This is a genomic window from Mesorhizobium sp. M1B.F.Ca.ET.045.04.1.1, assembly GCF_003952465.1.
Classification (GTDB): domain Bacteria; phylum Pseudomonadota; class Alphaproteobacteria; order Rhizobiales; family Rhizobiaceae; genus Mesorhizobium; species Mesorhizobium shonense.
The window spans coordinates 117926-143409 of sequence record NZ_CP034448.1 but is presented as its reverse complement, the minus strand read 5'-3'; the positions used below and the strand labels follow the sequence as shown (position 1 = coordinate 143409).

Annotated in this window: 25 protein-coding genes; 24 read left to right on the top strand and 1 reads right to left on the bottom strand. The window is 64.2% G+C overall.

Annotated elements, in window-relative coordinates:
- The first annotated feature begins 3 nt into the window (after positions 1–3).
- The 15 genes from EJ071_RS00655 (at position 4) to EJ071_RS00585 (ending at position 13673) form a co-directional block, all read left to right on the top strand.
- A complete protein-coding gene (locus EJ071_RS00655) occupies positions 4–1122 on the top strand; it encodes a DUF1513 domain-containing protein (RefSeq protein WP_126096347.1) in 1119 nt (372 codons plus the stop codon).
- A 109-nt stretch (positions 1123–1231) separates the two neighbouring features.
- The gene (tsaB, locus tag EJ071_RS00650; RefSeq protein WP_126096346.1) at positions 1232–1978 is read left to right on the top strand and encodes a tRNA (adenosine(37)-N6)-threonylcarbamoyltransferase complex dimerization subunit type 1 TsaB; all 747 of its coding nucleotides are present in this window, start codon (positions 1232–1234) and stop codon (positions 1976–1978) included.
- Positions 1978–2472 carry a ribosomal protein S18-alanine N-acetyltransferase gene (gene rimI, locus EJ071_RS00645; RefSeq protein ID WP_126096345.1) on the top strand — a complete coding sequence of 165 codons (495 nt, stop codon included), beginning with the start codon at positions 1978–1980 and terminating at the stop codon, positions 2470–2472. The genes tsaB and rimI overlap by 1 nt, the downstream gene beginning before the upstream one ends.
- Before the next feature lie 121 nt (positions 2473–2593).
- Entirely contained in the window at positions 2594–3394 is an 801-nt protein-coding gene (locus EJ071_RS00640; protein WP_126096344.1) for a 1-acyl-sn-glycerol-3-phosphate acyltransferase, read from the top strand.
- A 295-nt stretch (positions 3395–3689) separates the two neighbouring features.
- Positions 3690–4991: a tRNA (N6-isopentenyl adenosine(37)-C2)-methylthiotransferase MiaB gene (gene miaB, locus EJ071_RS00635; RefSeq protein ID WP_245460397.1), complete on the top strand. Its 1302-nt coding sequence runs from the start codon at positions 3690–3692 to the stop codon at positions 4989–4991.
- Positions 4992–5126: 135 nt separating this feature from the next.
- Positions 5127–6119, top strand: coding sequence for a PhoH family protein (locus EJ071_RS00630; protein ID WP_245460396.1), 993 nt, complete (start codon positions 5127–5129; stop codon positions 6117–6119).
- A gap of 9 nt (positions 6120–6128) precedes the next feature.
- A complete protein-coding gene (ybeY, locus tag EJ071_RS00625; RefSeq protein WP_126096341.1) occupies positions 6129–6626 on the top strand; it encodes an rRNA maturation RNase YbeY in 498 nt (165 codons plus the stop codon).
- Positions 6627–6653: 27 nt separating this feature from the next.
- Positions 6654–7730 (top strand): hemolysin family protein, encoded by a 1077-nt coding sequence (locus EJ071_RS00620; RefSeq protein ID WP_126096340.1) that lies wholly within the window; start codon positions 6654–6656, stop codon positions 7728–7730.
- A 12-nt stretch (positions 7731–7742) separates the two neighbouring features.
- Positions 7743–8213: a VOC family protein gene (locus EJ071_RS00615; RefSeq protein ID WP_126096339.1), complete on the top strand. Its 471-nt coding sequence runs from the start codon at positions 7743–7745 to the stop codon at positions 8211–8213.
- A gap of 186 nt (positions 8214–8399) precedes the next feature.
- Positions 8400–9989: an apolipoprotein N-acyltransferase gene (gene lnt, locus EJ071_RS00610; protein ID WP_126096338.1), complete on the top strand. Its 1590-nt coding sequence runs from the start codon at positions 8400–8402 to the stop codon at positions 9987–9989.
- Positions 9990–10129: 140 nt separating this feature from the next.
- Positions 10130–10552 (top strand): helix-turn-helix transcriptional regulator, encoded by a 423-nt coding sequence (locus tag EJ071_RS00605; protein WP_126086026.1) that lies wholly within the window; start codon positions 10130–10132, stop codon positions 10550–10552.
- 169 nt (positions 10553–10721) lie between these two features.
- Positions 10722–11999, top strand: a complete 1278-nt coding sequence (metK, locus tag EJ071_RS00600) for a methionine adenosyltransferase (RefSeq protein WP_126096337.1) — start codon at positions 10722–10724, stop codon at positions 11997–11999.
- A gap of 20 nt (positions 12000–12019) precedes the next feature.
- Entirely contained in the window at positions 12020–12721 is a 702-nt protein-coding gene (locus tag EJ071_RS00595) for a tRNA (guanosine(46)-N(7))-methyltransferase TrmB (protein ID WP_126096336.1), read from the top strand.
- A gap of 139 nt (positions 12722–12860) precedes the next feature.
- Positions 12861–13160, top strand: a complete 300-nt coding sequence (locus EJ071_RS00590) for a DUF1778 domain-containing protein (protein WP_126096335.1) — start codon at positions 12861–12863, stop codon at positions 13158–13160.
- A gap of 3 nt (positions 13161–13163) precedes the next feature.
- On the top strand, positions 13164–13673 hold the full coding sequence (locus tag EJ071_RS00585) for a GNAT family N-acetyltransferase (RefSeq protein ID WP_126096334.1): 510 nt from the start codon (positions 13164–13166) through the stop codon (positions 13671–13673).
- A gap of 71 nt (positions 13674–13744) precedes the next feature.
- On the opposite strand, the gene EJ071_RS38310 is transcribed toward EJ071_RS00585, so the two are convergent.
- On the bottom strand, positions 13745–13894 hold the full coding sequence (locus EJ071_RS38310) for a hypothetical protein (protein WP_189521391.1): 150 nt from the start codon (positions 13892–13894) through the stop codon (positions 13745–13747).
- A 352-nt stretch (positions 13895–14246) separates the two neighbouring features.
- Between EJ071_RS38310 and rimP the strand changes: the two genes are divergently transcribed.
- The 9 genes from rimP (at position 14247) to pnp (ending at position 25451) form a co-directional block, all read left to right on the top strand.
- Positions 14247–14879 carry a ribosome maturation factor RimP gene (rimP, locus tag EJ071_RS00580; RefSeq protein WP_126096333.1) on the top strand — a complete coding sequence of 211 codons (633 nt, stop codon included), beginning with the start codon at positions 14247–14249 and terminating at the stop codon, positions 14877–14879.
- 45 nt (positions 14880–14924) lie between these two features.
- Positions 14925–16520 carry a transcription termination factor NusA gene (gene nusA, locus EJ071_RS00575; RefSeq protein WP_126096332.1) on the top strand — a complete coding sequence of 532 codons (1596 nt, stop codon included), beginning with the start codon at positions 14925–14927 and terminating at the stop codon, positions 16518–16520.
- 32 nt (positions 16521–16552) lie between these two features.
- Entirely contained in the window at positions 16553–17203 is a 651-nt protein-coding gene (locus tag EJ071_RS00570; protein ID WP_126102430.1) for an RNA-binding protein, read from the top strand.
- The gene (gene infB, locus EJ071_RS00565; RefSeq protein ID WP_126096331.1) at positions 17200–19764 is read left to right on the top strand and encodes a translation initiation factor IF-2; all 2565 of its coding nucleotides are present in this window, start codon (positions 17200–17202) and stop codon (positions 19762–19764) included. Before EJ071_RS00570 ends, infB begins: the two co-directional genes overlap by 4 nt.
- A 123-nt stretch (positions 19765–19887) precedes the next feature.
- The gene (gene rbfA, locus EJ071_RS00560) at positions 19888–20310 is read left to right on the top strand and encodes a 30S ribosome-binding factor RbfA (RefSeq protein ID WP_126096330.1); all 423 of its coding nucleotides are present in this window, start codon (positions 19888–19890) and stop codon (positions 20308–20310) included.
- Positions 20311–21270 (top strand): tRNA pseudouridine(55) synthase TruB, encoded by a 960-nt coding sequence (truB, locus tag EJ071_RS00555; RefSeq protein ID WP_126096329.1) that lies wholly within the window; start codon positions 20311–20313, stop codon positions 21268–21270. It abuts the gene before it with no gap.
- A 105-nt stretch (positions 21271–21375) separates the two neighbouring features.
- Positions 21376–22470: a magnesium/cobalt transporter CorA gene (gene corA / locus EJ071_RS00550; RefSeq protein WP_126096328.1), complete on the top strand. Its 1095-nt coding sequence runs from the start codon at positions 21376–21378 to the stop codon at positions 22468–22470.
- A gap of 149 nt (positions 22471–22619) precedes the next feature.
- Positions 22620–22931, top strand: coding sequence for a 30S ribosomal protein S15 (rpsO, locus tag EJ071_RS00545; protein WP_277816125.1), 312 nt, complete (start codon positions 22620–22622; stop codon positions 22929–22931).
- 369 nt (positions 22932–23300) lie between these two features.
- A complete protein-coding gene (gene pnp / locus EJ071_RS00540; protein ID WP_126096327.1) occupies positions 23301–25451 on the top strand; it encodes a polyribonucleotide nucleotidyltransferase in 2151 nt (716 codons plus the stop codon).
- Positions 25452–25484 lie beyond the last annotated feature (33 nt).

Genomic DNA, 25484 nt, shown 5'->3' with positions numbered 1-25484 from the left:
GCTGTGAGGACCGCGCTCATCGATCGTCGCGATTTCCTGCGCGCTGCCGGTGCAAGCTTCGCCGCTGCCATGGCGCCGCGCGCCTGGGCGGAAACGCTTGCCGCTGACGCCGTCTTTGCTACGGCCTTCGTCAAGCGTGACGGCGGCTTTGGCGCCGCCGTGCTCTCCGAGGCCGGCAGGATCCTGCACACTGTCGATCTGCCCGACCGCGGCCACGACGTCGCCTTCGACCCGGTGTCGAAGCGCTCGGTCGTCTTCGCCCGCCAGCCCGGCACCTTCGCGGTCGTCTTCGACCATGCCGGCCGCGAGAAGCCATTGACCATCGCCAGCATCGCCGGCCGGCATTTCTTCGGTCATGGCGTGTTCTCGCCCGACGGCGCGTTGCTCTACGCCACCGAGAACGATTTTGACAACGCCGCCGGCGTCGTCGGCGTCTATGACGCGAAGGCGAAATTCAACCGCATTGGCGAGTTCCCGACCTATGGCATGGGCCCGCACGAACTGCTGCTGCTCGGCGACGGCAGGACACTCGCCATTGCCAATGGCGGCATCGAGACGCATCCGGATTTCGGCCGCGCCGAGCTGAACATCGCGACGATGAAGCCGTCCTATACGCTGGTCGACCGCGTCACCGGCGACCTGATCGAAAAGCACGAGCTGCCGCCGGCGCTGCATCAGCTCTCGATCCGCCACATGGACCGCGACCAGGCGGGCACCGTCTGGTTCGGCTGCCAGTATCGCGGGCCGGCGACCGACTGCCCGGCGCTGGTCGGTCGCGCCGCACGCGGCAAGGAGCTAGAGCTTTTGGAGATGCCGCAGGACGTGCTCTCCGGCTTTCGCAACTACATCGGCTCGGTCGCCGCCAATTCCGCCGCAGGCACGGTCGCCTTCACCTCGCCCGAGGGAAATTCGCTGGCTGTGATTGATGCCGCCAGCGGGCGCGTGGTCGCGACAAGGTCGCTTGTCGAGGTTTGCGGTCTCGCCCCGGACAGCGCCGACTTCATGGCGACGACCGGCGCCGGCGAGATCGTCGGCGGCGCCGGTGCTTCGCGCTCCGAGCCCGACTATGTCTGGGACAACCACATGCTGCGCATCGCGGCTGGCGGAAGCAAAGCCGCTTAACATTTATGCGGCCTGGCCCTTGCAGCGGCGGGCCATGCCGGGCACAGGGAAGGCGTTCGATCCAGTGCGTTAACCGGCCACATGAAGCTACCCGTATGAAGCTGCCTGCATGAAATTGCTCGCCATCGACTGTGCCGCCAATCTCTGTGCCGCCTGCGTCTATGACGCGGGCGCGGGCATCGAACTTGGCCGGCAGGCGCTCGATCTGGGCAAAGGCCATGCCGAGCATCTGATGGCCGTCATCGAGACTGCCCTGATGGCCGGCGGGATCGGTTACCGAGGCTTGGGTGCCGTCGCCGTCTCGATCGGGCCGGGTTCCTTTACCGGCCTGCGTGTCGGCGTGTCCACCGCGCGCGGCCTGGCGCTGGCGCTGAAGATCCCGGCCATCGGCGTGACGACGCTGGAAGCGCTGGCGGCGGAGGCTGCGGATGCCTTTCCCGGCCGCCCCGTGCTTGCCGCGCTCGACGCCGGCCGCGAGGAGCTCCATGCGGCTCTTTTCGACAAAGCGTTAGTTTTGACTTACGGTCCTGCCGTGGCCACGCTTTCCGAAGCCGCCGCAATGGCAGCCAAGGCGACCGCGGTTCTAGCCGGCACCGCCGCGCCGCAGATCGCCGCGGCGGCAGGACCTACCTTCGACATCGGGCCGGTCGCCGCCACGGCGGACATCGCGACCTACGCCCGGCTCGCCGCCGCCAAGGGGCCAGGCGAAAAGCCGAAGCCGCTTTATCTGCGCGGCGCCGACGCCAAGCCGCAGGCTGGTTTCATTTTGCCGAGACAGGACCGGCCGAAAGGTCATGGTCCGGAAAAACAAGGCCAGAGTCCCCGAAAGCGGGGCTCAGGAGAAAAAGAATCCTGATGCGCATACCTTTTCTTCAACCGCGCCGCAGGGACTATGCGCTTGAGCCGCTGACGGTTGCCGACAGCGGCGCCGTCTCGGTGTTGCACCGTGAGGACTTCGTCCGGCCCTGGACCGATGGTGAGTTCGCGGCGCTCCTCGAACAGGACACCGTGTTCGGCTACGCCGCGCGCGAGACCGGGCAGGGAGCAAAGCCTCCGGTCGGCTTCGTGCTGGCGCGTCTGGCGGCGGGCGAGGGCGAGATCCTGACGGTTGCCGTGGCCCGCGCGCATCGTCGCCAGGGGCTCGGCTGGCAATTGATGGACGCCGTGCTTCGCGAACTGCACGCGCAGCGCGCCGAGGCGCTCTTCCTGGAAGTCGACGAGACCAACACGCCGGCGATCGCGCTCTACCGCAGGCTCGGCTTCCGCCAGGTCGGCCAGCGTCCGAACTACTACCGGTCGACCGAGAACGGCCCGACCGGCGCGCTTGTCATGCGCCGCGATCTTCGCTAGCCAGACCGCGCATGACCGCGAACCGGAGGTTCGGAACAGGTCGTGCGCCAAATTGGGGTGTTACAGCGTCTTTCGCGCGCTTGTGAGGGCGCAGCGCTGTAATGACAGGGCCTGCGCGTTGATGATCAAGAAATTGCGGATTTTCCTGGCGTTCGGCCTCGTCGTCGTCGGCTCGCTAGTCATGGTGCCGCTTCAGATACTGTCGATGAAGACTGGGCTCTGGCCGGAGACGGTCGTTCTGAAAATCTGGCACCGCATGATCCTCAAGGCGCTCGGCATGCGCGTGCACGTGAAGGGCAAGCTGTCGAGGGAGCGTCCCTTGCTCATCGCGGCCAACCACATCTCCTGGACCGACATCATGGTGCTCGGCTCTTTTGTCGATGTGAAGTTCATTGCCCGGGCCGATATGGAAGGCTGGCCGCTGATCGGCATGCTGTCCAAGCTGCAGCGCACCGTCTTCATCGAACGCGACCGCAAGCGCACCTCCGGCGACCAGGCGAGCGAGATCGCCAGGCGCATGGCCAAGGGCGATGCGATGGTGCTGTTCGCCGAGGGCTCGACCGGCGACGGCAATCTGGTGCTGCCGTTCAAGAGCACTTTGTTCGGTGCGGCCTCGATGGCGATTTCGGAAGGGGCTGCAGACCAGGTGTTCATCCAGCCGGTGGCGATCGCCTACACGCGCCTGCACGGCGTGCCGATGGGCCGCCGTCACCGGCCGATCGCCGCCTGGATCGGCGACCAGGATCTGATGCCGCATTTGAAGGGTTTGCTTGCCGAAGGCTCGCTCGATGCCGAAGTGCATTTCGGCGACCCGGTGCCGTTCTCCAAGGGTTCGAACCGCAAGGAAACGGCAAGATTGATGGAAGCGAAGGTGCGCGAGATGATGCAAGCCACGCTCGCTGACCCACATCCCAGCCGCTAAAGCATGTCTCCCGAAAGTGGGAACCGGTTTCGGGACAAAGACATGCGTAAAATCAAAAACCTAAAGCGCACGGAGCGAACCTGAAAGATCGCGACGCGCTTTAGCGCATAAAGCGAAAACCGAACGCGCGGCGCCGTAACCCGCCAGAATCGTCTGTTTTTTGTCACGGAAAGGCGTTAGAAGCCGCCCGATGGAATTGAACACGATTGAAAGTCACGAGATCGGTGCTACGCCCGAGCACTCGGCTGGCGTCCCGGCGGCGAAAAAGGTCTTCGTCAAGACCTATGGCTGCCAGATGAATGTCTATGATTCCCAGCGCATGACCGATGCGCTGGCCGCCGACGGCTATGCCGCGACCGATGCCGTAGAAGACGCCGACCTGGTGCTCCTCAATACCTGCCATATCCGCGAGAAGGCGGCCGAAAAGGTCTATTCCGAGCTTGGCCGCATCCGCGACATAAAGGCCGAGCGGGCCGAAGCCGGCCGCGAGTTGCTGATCGGCGTCGCCGGCTGCGTGGCGCAGGCCGAAGGTGCAGAGATCATCCGACGCGCGCCAGCGGTCGATCTCGTCATCGGCCCGCAGACCTATCACCGTCTGCCCGACGTGCTGGCGAGGGTGCGCGGCGGCGCAAAGATCGTCGAGACCGACTACGCCATCGAGGACAAGTTCGAGCACCTGCCGCAGCCGAAGCGCGCCGAGGTGGCCAAGCGCGGTGTCACCGCGTTTCTCACTGTGCAGGAAGGCTGCGACAAGTTCTGCACCTTCTGCGTCGTGCCTTATACGCGCGGCTCCGAAGTCTCGCGCCCGGTGGCGCAGATCGTCGCCGAGGCCGAGCGTCTGGCCGAGGCCGGCGTGCGCGAGGTGACGCTGCTCGGCCAGAACGTCAACGCCTGGCACGGCGAGGGCGAAAACGGCGAGGAATGGGGTCTTGGCCGCCTGCTTTTCCGCCTGGCGGAAATCCCTGGCCTGGCCCGGCTGCGCTATACGACCAGCCATCCGCGCGACATGGATGACGAATTGATCGCCGCCCACCGTGACCTGCCCGCCTTGATGCCCTATCTGCATTTGCCAGTGCAGTCTGGCTCCGATCGGATACTCAAGGCGATGAACCGCAGGCACACGGCACGCGACTATCTGACCCTCATCGAGCGCATCCGCGCCGCGCGCGGCGATATCGCCATGTCCGGCGACTTCATCGTCGGCTTCCCCGGCGAGACGGAAGAGGATTTCGAGGCGACGCTCGAGCTGGTGCGAGAGGTGAATTACGCTTCGGCCTTCACGTTCAAATATTCGCCTCGTCCCGGCACGCCGGGCGCCGAGATGGACGGTCATGTGTCGGAAGCCGTGAAGGATGAGCGGCTGCAGCGCCTGCAGGCGCTGATCAACGAGCAGCAGCAGAGTTTCATCGCCGGCATGGTCGGCCGCACCGTCAGCACACTGATCGAGAAGCCGGGCCGCCGTCCCCACCAGAAAGTTGGTCGATCGCCATGGCTGCAGCCGGTTATTGTTGACGACAAGGCCGGTGGAATCGGTGACATTATTGACGTACGAATCACGAAGACAGGTCCAAACAGCCTGTTCGCCGAGTTGGCCTGATGCATGTCGCCCAAAAGTACTCGCGGTTTTGGGACACGACATGCATAGCCACAAGCCTCGGCAGATGAGGAGAGACGGTTGAGCGCTGCTGAACTGAAGAATCCGCCCCAGAGCCAGGCATCCGGGGCCTCCGACATGGCGCACATCGTACTGACCTTCGACAACAACAAGCTTGCCAGCGCCCTTTACGGCCAATTCGACGAGAACCTGGCCCGGCTCGAGCAGAAGCTCGGCGTCGATATCCGCTCGCGCGGCAACCAGCTCGCCATCAAAGGCACGGCTTCGGCCGCCGAACAGGCGCGCCGCGCGCTGGATACGCTCTACGGCATTCTGCAGAAGGGCGCCGATATCGGCCAGTCGGATGTCGACGGCGCCGTGCGCATGGCGATCGCCGCCGACGACCAGCTGACGCTGCCGACCATGGAGCGCAAGGGCAAGGTCTCCGCCGCCCAGATCGCGACGCGCAAGCGCACGATCTATGCCCGCTCGCTCAACCAGGACGCCTATATGCGCGCGCTGGAGCGCTCCGAAATGGTCTTCGGCATCGGCCCGGCCGGCACCGGCAAGACCTATCTGGCGGTGGCGCATGCGGCGATGCTGCTCGAGCGCGGCATGGTCGAGCGCATCGTGCTGTCGCGTCCGGCGGTCGAAGCCGGCGAACGCCTGGGCTTCCTGCCCGGCGACATGAAAGAGAAGGTCGATCCGTATCTCAGGCCCCTCTATGACGCGCTCTACGACATGATGCCGGCCGACAAGGTCGAGCGGGCGATCGCCGCCGAGGTCATCGAGATCGCGCCTTTGGCCTTCATGCGCGGCCGCACGCTGGCGCATGCGGCCGTGATCCTCGATGAGGCGCAGAACACCACGCCGATGCAGATGAAGATGTTTCTGACCCGTCTCGGCGAGAACTCGCGCATGATCGTCACCGGCGATCCGACCCAGATCGACCTGCCGCCCAACACCAAGTCGGGCCTGGTCGAGGCGCTGCGTATCCTCGACGGCGTGCCGGGCATCGTCACGGTCCGCTTCAACGAGGGCGACGTCGTGCGCCATCCGCTGGTTGCCGAGATCGTCAAGGCCTATGACCGCGACGGCAAGCTGGCCAGAGGCCTCGGCACCGAGAACTGATCAAGCCCCATGGCTGATAATCCGGGATCCAGCGGCGAGACGCCGGTCGACATCGATATTTTCGTCGAGGCCGGCGACTGGCCCGAGGAAGCGGAGCTGACACGCCTGGTAGATCGTGCAGTGGCGGCCGCCTTTACCGAGACCGGCGCAAGCGGCGCCTCGGAGCTCAGCATCGTTTTTTCCGACGACGCTCATATCCAGACCCTCAACGCCGCATGGCGCGGCAAGGACAAACCGACCAACGTCTTGTCTTTCCCGGCTTTTTCCTTCCCGAAAGGCGGCAAGCTGCCGCCGATGCTCGGCGACATCGTGCTGGCCTCCGAGACGGTCGCGCGTGAGGCCACTCTGGAAGACAAGCCGCTGGCGAACCATATCACCCATCTCGTCATCCATGGCCTGCTGCATCTTCTGGGCTATGATCACGAGACCGACGCCGAGGCCGAGGAGATGGAAGCGATCGAGCGCGCGGCGCTTGCGAGGCTTGCCATTCCCGATCCCTACGCGTAACAAAAAAGACCAATTGACCTGATGGCGATGAACGACAAACCAGAAACTGCCGCCCGTCCGGATGCCGGCAGTGCGGCCAAGCCTTCCGAGAAGTCGGAAGAGGGCTCCAGTCCGAGTATTCCGACCGGCAGCGTGGCCGTTGAGCCTTCGCATGCCGGTCCTTCGCTCTTCGATCGCGTGCTCGGCCTGTTCCGGCACCGCAACGGCACCAATTTGCGCGAGGAGATCGCCGACGCGCTGGCTGAGACGGCCACCGATGCCGAATCCTTCTCGCCCGGCGAACGTGCCATGCTCAACAACATCCTGCGCTTGCGCGAAGTGCGCGTCGAGGATGTGATGGTGCCGCGCGCCGACATCGAAGCGGTCGAGATCGCCACCAATCTTGGCGATCTGCTTGGCCTCTTCGAACAATCCGGCCATTCCCGCATGCCGGTCTATTCCGAGACGCTCGACGACCCGCGCGGCATGGTCCACATCCGCGATGTTCTTGCCCACATCACCAAGCTCGCCCGCGTCAAGAAGGGCCGCGCGAACAGGAAGAACCCGGCGCCGACCGTTCTCGATCTCGCCCAGGTCGATCTCGCGCGCACGATCGGCGATCTCGACCTGATCCGCCCTGTGCTGTTCGTGCCGCCTTCCATGCTTGCCTCCGACCTCATGGGACGCATGCAGACGACGCGCACCCAGATGGCGCTCGTCATCGACGAATATGGCGGCACCGACGGCCTCGCCTCGCTCGAGGATATCGTCGAGATGGTGGTCGGCGACATCGAGGACGAGCACGATGACGACGAGCCGATGGTCACCCAGACGGGCGACGGCGTGTTCGTCGTCGACGGCAAGGCCGAGATCGACGAGGTCGCCAAGATGATCGGTGAGGATTTCGCCGCCGGCGAGCATGGCGAATATGTCGACACCATCGGCGGCATGATCTTCAACACGCTTGGCCGCGTCCCGGCCAGGGGCGAGGTGGTGCAGGCCATACCTGGCTTCGAGTTCCACGTTCTCGACGCCGACCCACGCCGCGTCAAGCGGGTGCGCATCGTGCAGAGCCCGAAGGGCGAACGGCAGCGCCGCCGCGCTGCGCGCACCGAGCAGGCCTGATTTCGTCGCGTCATGCCGGTCGACGACCCGTTCAAGCATGCCGTCCTCGGTTCCGGCGTCTTCTATCGAAATCCGCGCGCGGCCCTGGCCTGGCTTCAGGCGGCGTTCGGCTTCGAGCCGAGCATGCTGGTCAGCGATACGGATGGACGGCTCGTCCATGCCGAAATGCGGTTCGGCGACGGCTACATCATCGTCGATTCCGAATGGGCCGAGCACATCGCCAGCCCAGCTTCGGTCGGCGGCAGGAATACCCAGTCGGTCTACATCCGTTTGAAGGAAGACCTCGACGCCCATTGCGAAAAAGCGCGAGCGAAGGGGGCTGAAATCATCGACCAGCCGGCCGACCATTTCTACGGCGAGCGGCAATATCGCGCCCGCGACCCGGAAGGCCATGTCTGGACCTTCACGCAGACCGTGCGCGTAGTGCCACGAGAGGACGCCGAGAGACTAAGCGGCCTGCGCATCGAGGGTTGGCATCGTTAATGCACGTCGCCCGAAAGTGTGCAGCGGTTTTGGGAAAAACGACATGCACAAAAAAATCTAAAGCGCGTCGCTCGTTTCGACGCGACGCGCTTTAGAAAGACGTTTCCTCAAATCACCGTCATTTGGAGCAGGCGGCGCGGCCTGTTAAATCTCTGGCACCCTGATTCGCGCGACTTGGGAAGCTATATGCAGCGCTTTGCCGGCCGGATAATTCTGCTGTGGGGGTGGCGGCGATCGCTGGTGGCGTTTTTCGCGGGCGCGCTCGCGGTTCTCGCTCAGGCTCCTTACGATTTCTTCGCCGTCTGCTTCGTCTCGTTTCCGGCGCTTGTCTGGCTGCTCGACGGCGCGACCGGCGAGGCCTCCGACGGGTGGCTGAAGCGCCTGAGGCCGGCCTTTGCCATCGGCTGGTGGTTCGGCTTCGGCTATTTCCTCGCCGGCCTCTGGTGGATCGGCCAGGCACTTCTGGTCGAGGCCGACACCTTCGCCTGGGCCTTGCCTTTCGCCGTGGTCGGCATCCCCCTCGCGCTTGCCTTTTTCTACGGCTTTGCGGCGGTCGTGGCGCGGCTTTTCTGGAGCAGCGATATCGGCCGCATAGCCGCACTCGCCTTCGGCTTCGGCCTTGCCGAATGGCTGCGCGATTTTCTCTTCACCGGCTTTCCGTGGAATGCCGTCGGCTACGCCGCGATGCCGGTGCCGATCCTGATGCAGAGCGTGTCGGTGACCGGCATGATCGGCATGAACGCGCTCGCGGTCTTCGTCTTTTCGTTGCCCGCTCTCATCGCCGCGCGCCGGCATCTGAGGCTGGGTCTTGCCCTGTTCGTCATCCTGGTCGCCGCCGATGTCGGCTTCGGCTATTTCAGGCTTGCCGCCCCGGCCGAGCCTGCCACCCGCTCGATCGATGTTCGCATCGTCCAGCCCGCCGTCGATCTCAGCGAGAAATGGGACGCTTCGGTGCGCGACCGCATCTTCGCCACGTTGTTGGGGATATCGGGGAAAGCGCCGGAGCAAGGCCATGCCAAGCCGCAGCTGATTCTCTGGCCGGAAACATCGGTGCCGTTCCTGTTCACCGAGCGTCCAGACGCGCTGACGGCGCTAGGCGATATGCTGGGCGACGGCCAGATGCTGATCGCCGGTGTCGTGCGCGAGGAGGGCGGCGCGGGAAATGCCGGCAGCCGTTATTACAATTCCGTGGTGGCGATCAACGACAAGGGCGAGATCACTGACGCCGTTGACAAGGTGCATCTGGTGCCATTCGGCGAATATCTGCCTTTTGCCGGTCTGTTCGAACGTTTCGGCATCGGCCAGCTCGTCGCCGGACCGATGAATTTCGCCGCCGGCAACGAACGCCATCCCATCGCGATGCCGAACGGCCTGCGAGCGGTTCCCTTCATCTGCTACGAGGTCATCTTTGCCGACCTTGTGGCGGTTGACGCGGCGTCATCCGAACTTATTGTGAACGTCACCAACGACGCCTGGTTTGGCGACACGCCAGGCCCGTACCAGCACTTCAGGCAGGCGCAGATTCGCGCGGTGGAGAACGGGTTGCCATTGTTGCGTGCGGCCAACAACGGCATCTCCGCCGTTGTCGATTCGCGCGGGCGCATCGTCGATGCCCTGGCGGTCGACGCGCGCGGCGCCATCGATGCGCATGTGCCGATTTCTGGGCGCGCCCTGCTGTCCGCCGACCAGCGGCGCATTAACGGATTGCTGATCATGTTGCTGTTTGCCCTGACGGCCTTCACATTGAATGTAAGGCAGCGGCTACGGGTGAATTGACAGTCGGCACATTAGAAACTCATACTGTAACGCCTAAAATTTTCTCGAAGTCGGCTGGAGGGGGTCTGTTGGGGCAGGTGGCTCCGGCTTCGTTTGGGCGGGAAAAATAGAAAAAGCCGGAAAAATTCGGCGAGGAAAAAATGACAGAAGAGAACAAGAAGAAGCCGAATCCGATCGACATCCATGTCGGGAGTCGTATTCGGTTGCGTCGCAATATGCTTGGAATGAGCCAGGAAAAGCTGGGTGAAAATCTCGGCATCACGTTTCAACAGATACAGAAGTACGAAAAGGGGACGAACAGGGTCGGCGCCAGCCGTCTGCAGGCGATAGCCTCCATCCTGAGTGTTCCCGTCGCCTTCTTCTTCGAGGACGCCCCCGGTCAGGAGGCCGGGGCCGGCAACCGGGGATTCGCCGAGGACGCCTCGATGGCCTTCGCCATCGAATTCTGCGGCAGCCCGGAAGGGCTTCAGCTCAATCGCGCCTTCGTCAAGATTCCGGACGTCAAGGTGCGGCGCCGGATCATCGATCTTGTGAAGTCCCTTTCGCCGGACGATGCCGAGTGATTCCAGGCTCCTGCTGCCGGCGGTGCCCTGCCGCCGGTGGCACAAGCCGATTGTGCCGATATTCATGCCAGATCCGTCGCGCCGCTTGACGAGCGGCGCCCGGCACCGCTAACACGTGGCGCGCCAAAAATCGGCAGCCCTGCCGATCTTTTTTCAAGAGGGGACACCCGTGACGCGGCAGAACTATCTCTTCACCTCGGAATCCGTCTCCGAGGGCCATCCCGACAAAGTCTGTGACCGTATCTCCGACGAGATCGTCGATCTCGTCTATCGCGAGGCCAAGAAGACGGGCATGGACCCGTGGAAGGTGCGCGTTGCCTGCGAGACGCTGGCCACGACCAACCGCGTCGTCATCGCCGGCGAGGTCAGGGTTCCCGACACGCTGCTGAAGAAGGACAAGGCCGGCAACGTCCTCAAGGATGCGTCGGGCCACCCGGTCGTCAATCCGACCAAGTTCAAGTCGGTCGCCCGCAAGGCGATCCGCGAGATCGGCTACGAACAGGCGGGCTTCCACTGGAGGACGGCCAAGATCGAGGTGCTGCTGCACGGCCAGTCGCCCGACATCGGCCAGGGCGTCGACAATGCCGCGGACCGCCAGGGCGAGGAAGGTGCCGGCGACCAGGGCATCATGTTTGGTTACGCCTGCCGCGAGACGCCGGACCTGATGCCGGCGCCGATCTATTACAGCCACAAGATCCTCGAATTGCTTGCCGCCGCGCGCCATGAAGGCAATGGCGAGGCCGGCAAGCTCGGCCCGGATGCCAAGAGCCAGGTCACCGTACGCTATGCCGACGGCAAGGCGGCGGAAGTGACGCAGATCGTGCTTTCGACCCAGCATCTCGATTCGAGCTGGGATTCCAAGAAGGTCCGCAAGGTCGTCGAGCCCTACATCATCGAGGCGCTTGGCGATCTCAAGGTCGCCGAAGACTGCAACTGGTACATCAACCCGACCGGCAAGTTTGTCATCGGCGGGCCCGACGGCGATGCCGGCCTCACCGGCCGCAAGATCATCGTCGATACCTATGGCGGCGCAGCACCCCATGGCGGCGGCGCCTTCTCCGGCAAGGACACCACCAAGGTCGACCGTTCGGCCGCCTATGCGGCGCGCTATCTCGCCAAGAACGTGGTGGCGGCCAAGCTCGCCGACCGCTGCACCATCCAGCTTTCCTACGCCATCGGCGTTGCCCAGCCGCTGTCGGTCTATGTCGACCTGCACGGCACCGGCAAGGTCGACGAGGCCAGGCTCGAGGAGGCGCTGCGCCAGGTGATGGACCTGTCGCCGTCCGGCATCCGCCGTCACCTCGACCTCAATAAGCCGATCTACGCCAAGACCTCGTCCTATGGCCATTTCGGCCGCAAGGCCGGCCGCGACGGTTCCTTCTCCTGGGAGAAGACCGATCTCGCCAAGGCACTCAAGGACGCGGTTGCCGATGCGATTGCCGCCTGACGGCGTCGCCAAGCGTATCCATGGAGCCAAACGACAGGCCGAGCCGCGCGACCGAAGCTTTCTTCGGCCGTCGGCACGGCAAGGCCATTCGCCCGCAGCAGGCCGCGGCGCTTGAAAGTGGCCTGCGCGCCTACGGGCTCGACCTGACGGCCGAGGCGCCGGCGGATCTCAAGACGCTGTTCGAGGCGAAGGTTTCCGCACTTCAGCTTGAGATCGGCTTCGGCGGCGGCGAGCATCTCTTGCATCGCGCGACGGAAGCGCCGGCGACCGGCTTCATCGGCGTCGAGCCCTTCGTCAACGGCATGGCCAAGATGATGACGGCGCTCGACAAGGGCCCGCTCGCCAATCTGAGAGTCTATGACGACGACGCCACACGCCTGCTCGACTGGCTGCCACCGGCTTCGCTCGACGGCATCGACCTGCTTTATCCCGATCCCTGGCCGAAGAAGAAGCACTGGAAGCGGCGCTTCGTCAGCCCGGCCAATCTCGACCGGTTCGCCCGGGTGCTGAAGGCGGGCGGCAGGTTCCGCTTCGCCTCCGATATCGACAGCTATGTGAACTGGACGCTGCTTAACTGCCGCGCCCACGGCGCCTTCGCCTGGCAGGCGAGCGAGTCTGCCGACTGGCACCGGCCCTATGAGGGTTGGCCCGGCACGCGCTATGAAGCCAAGGCCATCCGCGAGGGAAGGCGGCCTGCCTATCTGACCTTTGTCCGGAAATAAGCTCGAAGATATCGAAGCTTCAAAGTGCCGGTAATCAGGTCGCTCGGAAGCGGTGATCTTCGAAGGCGATGGGTCGACCTGCTGTATTGTATTGCATATAGCGCTACAAATCGCTATGTTGCCGGCCAGGAGATGCATTATGGCCGCCACGGTCGAACGTAAGGAATACCCGATCTCGATGCGCCTGCCGGAAGCGGACGTGGCGATGATTGACCGTGCCGCCACTCTCCGCGGTCGGTCCCGTACGGACTTCGTGCGCGATGCCGCCGTACGCGCGGCCGAGGATGTGCTGATGAACAACCGCCTTGTCCGCATGAGCCCGGAAGGGTTCGCGGAATTTATGGAGGTCCTGTCGGCTCCGGCCGCCCCAGTCCCCGATTTGGTGGAATTGGCAAAGCGGCCCGCACCCTGGGAAGCTGGTTACACAACGAAGCGCTAAGCCGTGGCCTTATCGGCTCCCGAACCGCTTACCGCAGCCCACGACGTTTCCGGATTTTCCTGCGGGAAACCGACACTTGATCACTGGCTGAGAACGCGCGCGCTCTCCAATCAGGAGAAGGGCTTTACGGCCGTTATCGTTGTCCATGAAGCCAGCCGCGTGGTCGGATACTATGGTTTGGCGCCCACGGCCGTCGTGCCGTCGATCTTGCCCCGGTCGATCCGCACGGGGCAACCGCCGGATCCCGTGCCTTGTCTGCTCCTCGGCCAGCTTGCGACCGATACCGGATGGGCTGGGCGCGGCATCGGCACCGGCTTGGTGAAACATGCCCTTCAGCGCTGCGTCCAGGCAGCGGGACTGATTGGAGGGCGTGCGCTCATGGTCAATGCGATCGATGAGGACGCTGTGCAATTCTGGCGGCGGCGGGGATTTCTCCCAACGAAGGACGATCCATTTGTCTTGTTTCGTCCGATCGCAACAATTGCCGCATCGCTCGTGGAAGCCCAGAAGTAAGGTGCTGCGGTGCCGTCCGGCGGGATGGCGACAGCCAGGCAGCCCACACCTTGCTGGCTCCCGTAGGCGGCTTAGAAACGGCCGAGCTTGTCGAAGGCGGTCGGGTCGATGCCGAGTTTCTTCAGGTCGCTGCGGCGCGGCTTACGGCCGGCCTCGACGGCGCGCGATGCGGCAGCCGCGCTGCCGAACGTGCCGAGAAAATCGCCAATCACGAAAAACAATCCACGGTCCATGATAAATACCTTTCGCGCGCCACCGCGCGCGACCTTTCCTTATTGCAATGCAACATAGATGGGTATGGCCGGTCAGCACTTACAGGGGCGGCGACGCATGGCCGCCATGCTCGACGTGCATTGCCCCCACGTTCAATCGCCGGATCATGGCTTGTTGCAGTGAAGGATCAAATGGCCGCGCCAGCTCTAGATGTAACGGCGGCACGGTCAGGCTTGAAACGCCGGCCGGGATCGTCTATATCAGCATCAAATTCTTGGTCGGTATGACGAAGAGTGGGTCCTCCCGGTCCCGCTCTTTTTTGTTACCTGCCGGCCGGAGCGACGAAGCGACAGGAATCTTATGACCGCAGCGGCAAGCGAAGCCGACGACCGTATCATCCGCGAAAGCGGTATCGATGCGCGCATTGCGATGATCGTGCAGCCGGTGCTCAAGGCCATCGGCTTCCGCCTTGTTCGGGTGCAACTGACGGGGCAGAACGGGCTGACGCTACAGATCATGGCCGAGCGCGAGGACGGCACCATGACCGTCGAGGATTGCGAAGAGGTCAGCCGCGCGGTGTCGCCGGCGCTCGATGTCGAAGATCCGATCGAAAAGGCGTATCATCTCGAAGTGTCGTCGCCGGGCATCGACCGGCCGCTGGTGCGCAAATCGGATTTCGCCGCCTGGACCGGCCACTTGGTCAAGATGGAGACCTCGGTCCTCATCGGCGACCGCAAGCGCTTCAAGGGCAAGATCGCCGAGGCGGATGCCGACGGCTTCCTGCTGGAGCGCGACAAGGCGGCCTATGGCGAAGAGCCGACGGTGCGCGTGCCTTATGACGCGATTGCCGAGGCGCGGCTGGTGCTGACCGACGATTTGATCCGCGAGGCCCTGTCGAAGGACAACAGGGCCCGCAAGGAAGCGAAGAAACGCCGGGGCGAAGCGGAAGATGCCGCCGCCGGCGAAGAAAACGAAACCGAACAGGAAAGTTGATTGACCTTCGGGCCGCGTGCCCGGGGCGAAGTCGGGAGAAAGACAATGGTTGTAAGCGCCAACAGGCTTGAACTGCTGCAGATCGCCGATGCGGTCGCGCGTGAAAAGTCGATCGACAAGCAGATCGTCATCGCCGCCATGGCCGATGCGATCCAGAAGGCGGCGCGTTCGCGTTACGGTCAGGAAACCAACATCCGCGCCGACATCAACCCCAACACGGGCGAGATGAAGCTGCAGCGCCTCATGGAAGTGGTCGAGAAGGTCGAGGACTACGCGACGCAGATCGCTCTTTCCACGGCGCGCGAGCGCAACCCCGACGCCCAGCTTGGCGATTTCATCGCCGAACAGCTGCCGCCGATGGATTTCGGCCGCATCGCCGCCCAGTCGGCCAAGCAGGTCATCGTCCAGAAGGTGCGCGAGGCCGAGCGCGATCGTCAGTATGACGAGTACAAGGACCGTATCGGCGAGATCGTCAACGGCACCGTCAAGCGCGTCGAATACGGCAACGTCATCGTCGATCTCGGCCGCGGCGAGGCGATCATCCGCCGCGACGAGCTGATCCCGCGCGAGAACTACAAGTATGGCGACCGCGTCCGCGCCTATGTCTATGACGTGCGCCGCGAGCAGCGCGGTCCGCAGATATTCCTGTCGCGCACGCATCCGCAGTTCATGGCCAAGCTCTTCACCATGGAAGTGCCGGAAATCTACGACGGCATCATCGAGATCAAGTCGGTCGCCCGCGATCCGGGCTCGCGCGCCAAGATCGCGGTCATCTCGCGCGACTCCTCGATCGATCCGGTCGGCGCCTGCGTCGGCATGCGCGGCAGCCGCGTCCAGGCGGTGGTCGGCGAATTGCAGGGCGAGAAGATCGATATCATTCCGTGGTCGCCTTCGGCCGCCTCCTTCATCGTCAATGCGCTGCAGCCGGCGGAAGTCGCCAAGGTGGTGCTCGACGAGGATGCCGAGCGCATCGAGGTGGTGGTGCCGGACGACCAGCTGTCGCTGGCCATCGGCCGCCGCGGCCAGAATGTGCGCCTTGCCTCGCAGCTCACCGGCTGGGACATCGACATCCTGACCGAGCAGGAAGAGAGCGAGCGTCGCCAGAAGGAATTCGTCGAGCGCTCGGCCCTCTTCATGGAGGCCCTCGACGTCGACGAGATGGTCGGCCAGGTGCTTGCCTCCGAAGGCTTCACCAGCGTCGAGGAAGTTGCCTATGTCGATTCGGGCGAAATCTCCTCGATCGACGGCTTCGATGAGGACACCGCCTCGGAAATCCAGTCGCGCGCCCGCGAATATCTGGAGAAGATCGAGGCCGAGCATGACGAGAAGCGCAAGGCGCTCGGCGTCAAGGACGAGCTGCGCGAGATCCCCGGCATCACCACGGCCATGATGGTGACGCTTGGAGAGGACGGCGTGAAGACGATCGAGGACTTCGCCGGCTATGCCGCCGATGACCTGATCGGCTGGAAGGAGCGCAAGGACGGCGAGACCAAGGTTTATCCCGGCGTGCTCGCCGATCACGGCGTCTCGCGCGCCGATGCCGAAGAGATGGTGCTGGCCGCTCGCAGGAAGGCCGGTTGGATTTCCGAGGAAGAACTGGCCGCTGAAGAACCCGCGGCCGGCGAAACCGTCGGTGCGTGAGGTGACTACCAATCGCAGGGTCCGTGGACGAGATGAACGATCGTACCTGCATCGTCACGCGCAGGCAGGCCGAAGCGGATGAACTGATCCGCTTCGTCGTCGGCCCGGATTCGGCCGTCGTCCCGGACATCAAGAGAAATCTGCCCGGCCGCGGTTGCTGGGTCACCGCTGATCGCCTACATATCGACAAGGCAGCGGCTAAGAACCTGTTTGCCCGTGCCTTCAAGGCGCAGGTCGCGGTTCCCGCCAATCTCGGCGATATGGTCGACGGGCTGCTTTCCAGATCCGCTCTGGGCATGCTGGGTCTTGCTCGCAAGGCCGGAGCGGTCGTTCTCGGCGCCGCCAAGGTAGAGGCTGCCGTGCGCGACGGGCAGGCGCTGTTTGTGCTGCACGCGACCGAAGCCTCGGACGATGGCGTCCGCAAGATCACTCAGGCGCGGCGGGCAACCGTCCACCTCGGCGGCCCCGCCATCCTTGCCTACAAACTTTTCCCCGAGGCCGAGTTGAGCTTGGCATTGGGGGGTACAAATGTGATACATGCTGCCGTCCTCGCGCAGGACGCGGGTAAGGCGGTTGAGAAGCGCATGGTTGCGCTCGACCGGTATCGGGGCGGAACCCCGGACGATTTGGCAATGCTTGCGGCCGTTGCTGACGAAGATGATGCCGCAGAGGATATGGAATGAGCGATACGAAATCGGGCGACGACAAGACGTTGAGCGTTACGCCGAAGAAGACCTTGACGCTGAAGCGCCCCGGCCTTGAGCAGGGCACCGTGCGCCAGAATTTCTCGCACGGCCGCACCAAGTCGGTCGTGGTCGAGACCAAGAAGCGCAAGTTCTCGCTGCCCGGCGACAAGCCGGAGCCTGTGGCGCCGTCCGTCTTCACGCCGAAGCCCGCAGCCGCGGCACCTGCGCCAGCCGTGCAGGAAGCGCCGAAGGCGCCGCCGCCGGAACGCTCCGGCATGGTGCTGAACGAATTGTCGCGCGGCGAGATGGAAGCGCGCCGCAGGGCGCTCGAAGGCTCCAAGGCCCGAGAGGTCGAGGATCGCCAGCGCGCCCAGGAAGAGAGCAAGCGCCGCGCCGAGGAAGAAGAGCGCCGCAAGCGCGAGCGTGAGGAATCCGCCCGCCGTCAGGCCGAAGAAGAGGCCCGTCTGCAGACCGAGGCCGAGTCCCGCCGCCGCGCCGAGGAAGAAGCCCGCCGCCGCGCCCCGCAAGCCGCCGAGCTGGCGACGGTCGACGAGGAGGAGGAGGTCAAGCCGCGGCGCCCTGGTGGCGCCGGCGCCGGAACGCCTGTGCGCCGTCCGGCCACGCCGGAAGTCGCGCGGCCGGCCAAGCCCACCAAGGGCGAGGAAGACCGCCGCCGCGGCAAGCTGACGCTGAACACCGCGCTGTCGGATGAAGATGCACGCGGGCGTTCGCTGTCGTCGATGCGCCGCCGCCAGGAAAAATTCAAGCGCGCGATGCACAACGAGCCGCGCGAGAAAGTCATGCGCGAAGTGATCCTGCCCGAAACCATCACCATCCAGGAATTGGCGCAGCGCATGTCCGAGCGCGCCGTCGACGTGGTCAAGTTCTTCATGAAGCAGGGCCAGATCCTGAAGCCGGGCGACGTCATCGACGCCGATACGGCCGAGCTGGTCGCCTCCGAATTCGGCCACACGGTTCGCCGCGTCGCCGAGTCCGACATCGAGGAAGGCCTGTTCAACATCGCCGACCGTACCGAGGATCTGGTGTCGCGTCCGCCCGTGGTGACGATCATGGGCCATGTCGACCACGGCAAGACCTCGCTGCTCGACGCCATCCGCAACGCCAATGTCGTCTCCGGCGAGGCCGGCGGCATTACCCAGCACATCGGCGCCTACCAGGTCGAGAAGAACGGTCAGAAGATCACCTTCATCGACACGCCCGGCCACGCCGCCTTCACGGCGATGCGCGCCCGCGGCGCCCAGGTGACCGACATCGCCGTGCTGGTGGTGGCGGCCGACGACAGCGTGATGCCGCAGACGATCGAATCGATCAATCACGCCAAGGCGGCCGGCGTGCCGATCATCGTGGCGATCAACAAGATCGACAAGCGCGACGCCGACCCCCAGAAGGTGCGCGCGGAACTCTTGCGCCACGAGGTGTTCGTCGAATCGATGGGCGGCGAGGTGTTGGACGTCGAAGTGTCGGCGACCAAGGGCACCAACATCGACAGGCTGCTCGAGGCGATCCTGCTGCAGGCCGAAATCCTCGACCTGAAGGCCAATCCGGACCGCACCGCCGAAGGCGCCGTCATCGAAGCCAAGCTGGACAAGGGCCGCGGTCCCGTCGCCACCGTGCTGGTGCAGACCGGCACCCTGATGCCCGGCGACATCCTGGTCGCCGGCAACGAGTGGGGCCGTGTTCGCGCGCTCGTCAACGACCGCGGCGAGCATGTGCCGGAAGCGCCGCCGGCAATGCCGGTCGAGGTGCTCGGCCTCCAGGGCACGCCGCAGGCGGGCGACCGCTTCGCCGTCGTCAACAACGAGGCGCGGGCGCGTGAGATCACCGAATACCGTCAGCGCCTGGCGCGCGAGAAGGCCGTGGCCAAGCACGCCGGCCAGCGCGGCTCGCTCGAGCAGATGATGTCGCAGTTGCAGACGAGCGGGCTCAAGGAATTCCCGCTGGTCATCAAGGGCGACGTGCAGGGCTCGATCGAGGCGATCAACGCCGCGCTCGAAAAGCTCGGCAACGACGAGGTGCGGGCGCGGATCGTCCATTCGGGCGCCGGCGGCATTACCGAAAGCGACGTCTCGCTCGCCGAGACCTCGGGTGCGGCGATCATCGGCTTCAACGTCCGCGCCAATGCGCAGGCGCGTACGGCCGCAGCCGCTGCCGGTATAGAGATCCGCTACTACTCGATCATCTACAACCTCGTCGACGACGTGAAGGCGGCGCTTTCCGGCATGCTTTCGCCGGAGCGGCGCGAGACCTTCATCGGCAATGCCGAGATCCTCGAGATCTTCGACATCTCGAAGGTCGGCAAGATCGCCGGCTGCCGCGTCACCGAAGGCAAGGTCGAGCGTGGCGCCGGTGTCCGCCTGATCCGCGACAACGTCGTCATCCACGAGGGCACGCTGAAGACGCTCAAGCGCTTCAAGGACGAGGTTTCGGAAGTGCCGGGCGGCCAGGAATGCGGCATGGCCTTCCAGAACTACGAGGACATGCGCGTCGGCGACACCATCGAGTGCTTCCGCGTCGAGATGGTGAGCAGGACGCTCTAAATTCGGATATACTTGCCGAAATGACCCGGGCGGCGGCCGAAAGGCTGCCGCCCAGCCCCTCATGCACATTGAGACATGCGGCGCGGTCCCATCCCGCGCTTCACGATTTCAGGACCGAAGAAAATGTCCCGTTCGACACCATCAGGCCCCTCCCAGCGCATGCTGCGCGTTGGCGAGCAGGTGCGCCATGCGCTCTCCGAAACCTTGCAGCGCGGCGAGATCATCGACCCGGTGATCGAGAACACCGTCGTCTCGGTCTCCGAGGTGCGCATGTCGCCCGACCTCAAGATCGCCACCGCTTTCGTCTCGCCACTCGGCGTCGGCGAGGCCGGTGCCGTGGTCGAGGCGCTCAACAAGCACGCGAAATTCATCCGTGGCCGCGTCTCCGGTGCGCTGAGGCAGATGAAGTACATGCCGGAGTTTCGCTTCCGGCTCGATACGTCCTTCGACAATTTCGCCAGGATCAACGAGTTGCTGAAGTCGCCGGAGGTCGCGCGCGATCTCGGCCCTGATGACCGCGACAACAACGACAAGGACGAGGAATAAGTGGCGCGGCGCGGCAAGAAAAAGGGCAGGCCGGTTTCCGGCTGGGTGGTGCTGGACAAGCCGGTCGGCATGGGTTCGACCGAGGCGGTCTCAAAGATCAAATGGCTGTTCCAGGCGGAGAAGGCCGGCCATGCCGGCACGCTCGATCCGCTGGCCTCCGGCATGCTGCCGATCGCGCTCGGCGAGGCAACCAAGACCGTGCCTTATGTGCAGGATGGCGCCAAGGTCTACCGTTTCACCGTCGCCTGGGGCGAGGAACGCTCGACCGACGACCTCGAAGGCCCGGTGACGAACAACTCCGACCGGCGCCCGGCCGAGGCCGAGGTGAGAGCGCTGCTGCCGAAATACACCGGCGTCATCATGCAGACGCCGCCGCAATTCTCGGCCATCAAGATCGCCGGCGAGCGCGCCTACGACCTCGCCCGCGACGGTGAGACGGTCGACATCCCCGCCCGCGAGATCGAGATCGGACGTCTCGACCTCGTGGAACACAGTGGCGAGCGCAGCGTCTTCGAGGTCGAATGCGGCAAGGGCACCTATGTGCGCTCGCTGGCGCGCGACATGGGCCGCGATCTGGGCTGCTTCGGCCACATCGCCGAACTCCGGCGCGTCGAGGTCGAGCCGTTCACAGCCGACGATTTTGTCACCGTCGCCGAGCTCGAAGCGGCGCGCTTCGGCGGCAAGACCGATGAAGGTGGTGGCGAAGCCGAGGCGCCGGTCGATTTCAGCGCCATCGACGCGCTGCTGGTCGACACCGCTGTTGCGCTCGATTGCCTGCCGCAGGTCGCGGTCAGCGACGACGCGGCGACGAAGATCCGCCTTGGCAATCCCGTCATCATTCGCGGCCGCGACGCGCCGGTCGAGGCGGAGGAGGCATGCGCCACCGCGCGCGGCAAGCTCGTCGCCATCGGCGCCATCGAGCAGGGCATGTTCAAGCCCAAGCGGGTCTTTGTCGGTTGACGGTGCTCGGCTACAGCAATTCCAGGAAAAGTGCGTAGCGGCTATCCGCCCGGAATTGCTAAGAAACAAAGACCAGTTCGGTTCGAGTTTGCGCCCGAGGATCCCATGGCAAAGGCTGATACCGTCAGGACACGGGCGCCGCTGAAAACCCGCCGCCCGCCGGTCGGCGCTTCGCCGGGCACGCTGATCGCCGATCCGGCGGCGCGGCGCAGCGAGCTTCGGCTGACGCTGATCTCGCCCGAAAAATTCAAGACCATCGACAATGCCAGCATTGACGATCTCAACACCCACTGCGACCGCTGGCCGGTCGTCTGGCTGGATTGTACGGGACTTGCGAACATCCCGCTGATCGAGGAGATCGGGCGGATCTTCAACCTGCATCCGCTGGCCCTGGAGGATGTCGTCAACGCCGGTCAGCGGCCGAAGGTGGATTTCTTCGAGGATCATGCCTTCGTCGCCATGCGCATGATCGACGACGTCACGGCCCATCGCTACGAGCAGATCGCGGTGTTTTTCGGCAAGAACTTCGTCGTCACCTTCCAGGAGCGTGAGGGCGACCCGTTCGATCCGGTGCGCAAGCGCATCGCGGCGGCCATGCCCAACCGGCTGCGCTCACGCGGCGCCGACTATCTGGCCTACGCGCTGATCGATGCCATCGTCGACAGCTATTTCCCGCCGATCGAGGCGGCGAGCGAACAGGTCGACGGCATCGAGGACCAGATGCTGAACACGCCGCACAAGCATCAGATGCGGCAGTTGCATGAGTTGCGGCGCGACGCCAACGTGCTGAAGGGCGTGCTGTGGCCGATGCGCGATGCGCTGGCGACGCTGATCCGCAACGACGTGCCCTTCGTAACGGCCGAGACCAAGATATTCTTCAACGACACGCTCGACCATTCGCTGCGCCTGATCGAGCTGGTCGAGAACCAGCGCGATATGCTGACCGGCCTGATCGAGATGCACCTGTCGCTGACCCAGGCGCGCACCAATGACGTGATTTCCTATCTGACGATCGTTTCGGTGATCTTCATGCCGCTTACTTTCCTCGTCGGTGTCTGGGGCATGAACTTCGAGCCGGAGAGTTCGCCCTGGAACATGCCGGAGCTGAAGTCTTACTACGGCTATCCGGCGGCTCTGTTGTTCATGCTGGTCGTCGCTGTCGGGCTCGTCGCCTTCTTCAAATGGAAGAAGTGGCTGTAGCTCAAAGCAACCCTCTGTTTTTGCGACAAGACCTGCGACAAGCCGGCTTGACAATTGGGCTGGTGTTTTGCCGGAAATTGCACTATATGCGCCGCAGCTTCGCGCCCTGACGCGTTGCTTGCACCGGCCCCTGCTGGACGACATCCCGGCTGAGGGCGTCCCGTTTCCTCGAACAGATAAGGAAAAACACGATGTCGATTACTGCCGATCGCAAGAAGGAATTGATGACCGAATTCGCAACCGCCAAGGGCGATACCGGGTCTCCGGAAGTCCAGGTTGCCATCCTTTCCGAGCGCATCAAGAACCTGACGGAGCACTTCAAGGACCACAAGAAGGATAACCATTCCCGCCGTGGCCTGCTTGCTCTCGTCTCCCAGCGCCGCAGCCTGCTTGATTACCTCAAGCGCAAGGACGACGCGCGCTATCAGACGCTGATCGACAAGCTCGGTCTGCGCCGTTGACGAATTGACCGGCGGGCTCTCTGCGGAGGGCCCGCCGGTCGCGCATTGGCGCATCGGATGGTCCGGTGTTCCGATGCTGAAAATCGAAATTTGCATTTCGCGCATGGCGCGTTCCGGAAACAAGGGTTTTCGGCGTCATGCGCAAGGCCTGCCCAACCGGTCGGCCAGACCCGGTTCCGGGAGTGCAGAGGGCAACTCGGAACCGCCCGTGGACGGTCATGGGGCAGGATTGCAGGATGCTCGCTCGGCTGTTGCCGGACCTATCGAGCTTCCCGTTGTCTTGCCCGTGGCTGCCCGAAGGAAGCCAGGGAAGGGATGATCCGCGACCGTTGAGACGGCGTGGCCCTTTCCGCATATGAAGGACAAGATATGTTCAATCATCACAAAGTGGAAATCGAATGGGGCGGCCGTCCGCTCATCCTGGAAACCGGCAAGATCGCCCGCCAGGCCGACGGCGCGGTGCTCGCCACCTATGGCGAGACCGTGGTTCTCGCCACCGTCGTTTCGATGAAGGAGCCGAAGCCCGGCCTCGACTTCTTCCCGCTCACCGTCAACTACCAGGAAAAGACCTACGCCGCCGGCAAGATCCCGGGCGGCTATTTCAAGCGCGAGGGCCGTCCGAGCGAGAAGGAAACGCTGGTTTCCCGCCTGATCGACCGCCCGATCCGCCCGCTCTTCGCCGACGGCTACAAGAACGACACCCAGATCGTCGTCACCGTAGTCCAGCACGATCTTGAAAACGATCCGGACATCCTGTCGATCGTCGCCACCTCGGCCGCGCTCACGCTCTCCGGCGTGCCCTTCATGGGCCCGATCGGCGGCGCCCGCGTCGGCTACATCAACGGCGAGTATGTTCTCAACCCGCATATCGACGAGATGGAGGAATCGAAGCTCGACCTCGTCGTCGCCGGCACTGCCGACGCCGTTCTGATGGTCGAATCCGAGGCCAAGGAGCTCAGCGAGGACGTGATGCTCGGCGCCGTCGTGTTCGGCCACAAGGGTTTCCAGCCGGTGATCGACGCGATCATCAAGCTGGCCGAGGTCGCCGCCAAGGAGCCGCGCGACTTCACTGCGCCGGACTATTCCGAGCTCGAAGGCGAGATGCTGAAAATCGTCGGCGACGAGCTGCGCGAGGCCTACAAGATCACCGACAAGCAGTCGCGCTACGCCGCCGTCGACGCCGTCAAGGCGAAGGTCAAGGCAGCCTTCGCGCCGGCCGAAGGCGAGGAAGCCAAGTACGCTTCCGAGCAGATCGGCACCGTCTTCAAGGAGCTCCAGGCCAAGGTCGTGCGCTGGAACATCCTCGATACCGGCTCGCGCATCGACGGCCGCGACCTGAAGACCGTTCGCAAGATCGTCTCCGAGGTCGGCGTGCTGCCGCGCACCCATGGTTCTGCGCTGTTCACCCGCGGCGAGACCCAGGCGCTGGTCGTCGCCACGCTCGGCACCGGCGAGGACGAGCAGTATGTCGATTCGCTGACCGGCATGTACAAGGAGAAGTTCCTCCTTCACTACAACTTCCCGCCCTATTCGGTTGGTGAAACCGGCCGCATGGGCTCGCCGGGCCGTCGCGAGATCGGCCACGGCAAGCTTGCCTGGCGCGCGATCCGCCCGATGCTGCCGTCGGCCGATCAGTTCCCCTACACGCTGCGCGTCGTCTCGGAGATCACCGAGTCCAACGGCTCGTCCTCGATGGCGACCGTCTGCGGCACCTCGCTGGCGCTGATGGATGCCGGCGTGCCGATCGCCAAGCCGGTGGCCGGCATCGCCATGGGCCTGATCAAGGAAGGCGAGCGCTTCGCTGTGCTCTCCGACATCCTCGGCGACGAAGACCATCTCGGCGACATGGACTTCAAGGTCGCCGGCACCGCCAACGGCGTCACCTCGCTGCAGATGGACATCAAGATCGATGGCATCACCGAGGAGATCATGGGGATCGCGCTCGGCCAGGCCAAGGACGGCCGCCTGCATATCCTCGGCGAGATGGCGCATGCGATCTCCGGCGCGCGCGCCGAGCTCGGCGAGTTCGCGCCGCGCATCGAGGTCATGCACATCCCGACCGACAAGATCCGCGACGTCATCGGCTCCGGCGGCAAGGTGATCCGCGAGATCGTCGAGAAGACCGGCGCCAAGATCAACATCGAGGACGACGGCACGGTCAAGATCGCCTCGGCCAACGCCAAGGAGATCGAGGCGGCGAAGAAGTGGATTCACACCATCGTCGCCGAGCCGGAAGTCGGCGAGATCTACGAGGGCACCGTCGTCAAGACGGCCGACTTCGGCGCCTTCGTCAACTTCTTCGGCCCGCGCGACGGCCTCGTCCACATCTCGCAGCTCGCCAATGAGCGCGTCGCCAAGACCTCCGACGTCGTCAAGGAAGGCGACAAGGTTTGGGTCAAGCTGATGGGCTTCGACGAGCGCGGCAAGGTCCGCCTGTCGATGAAGGTCGTCGACCAGGCGACCGGCAAGGAAATCGTCCAGGAGAAGAAGAAGCCGGAAGGCGAGGAAGACGCCGCCTGATCGGCGCTACCAGAGCATGATCCCGAAAAGTGG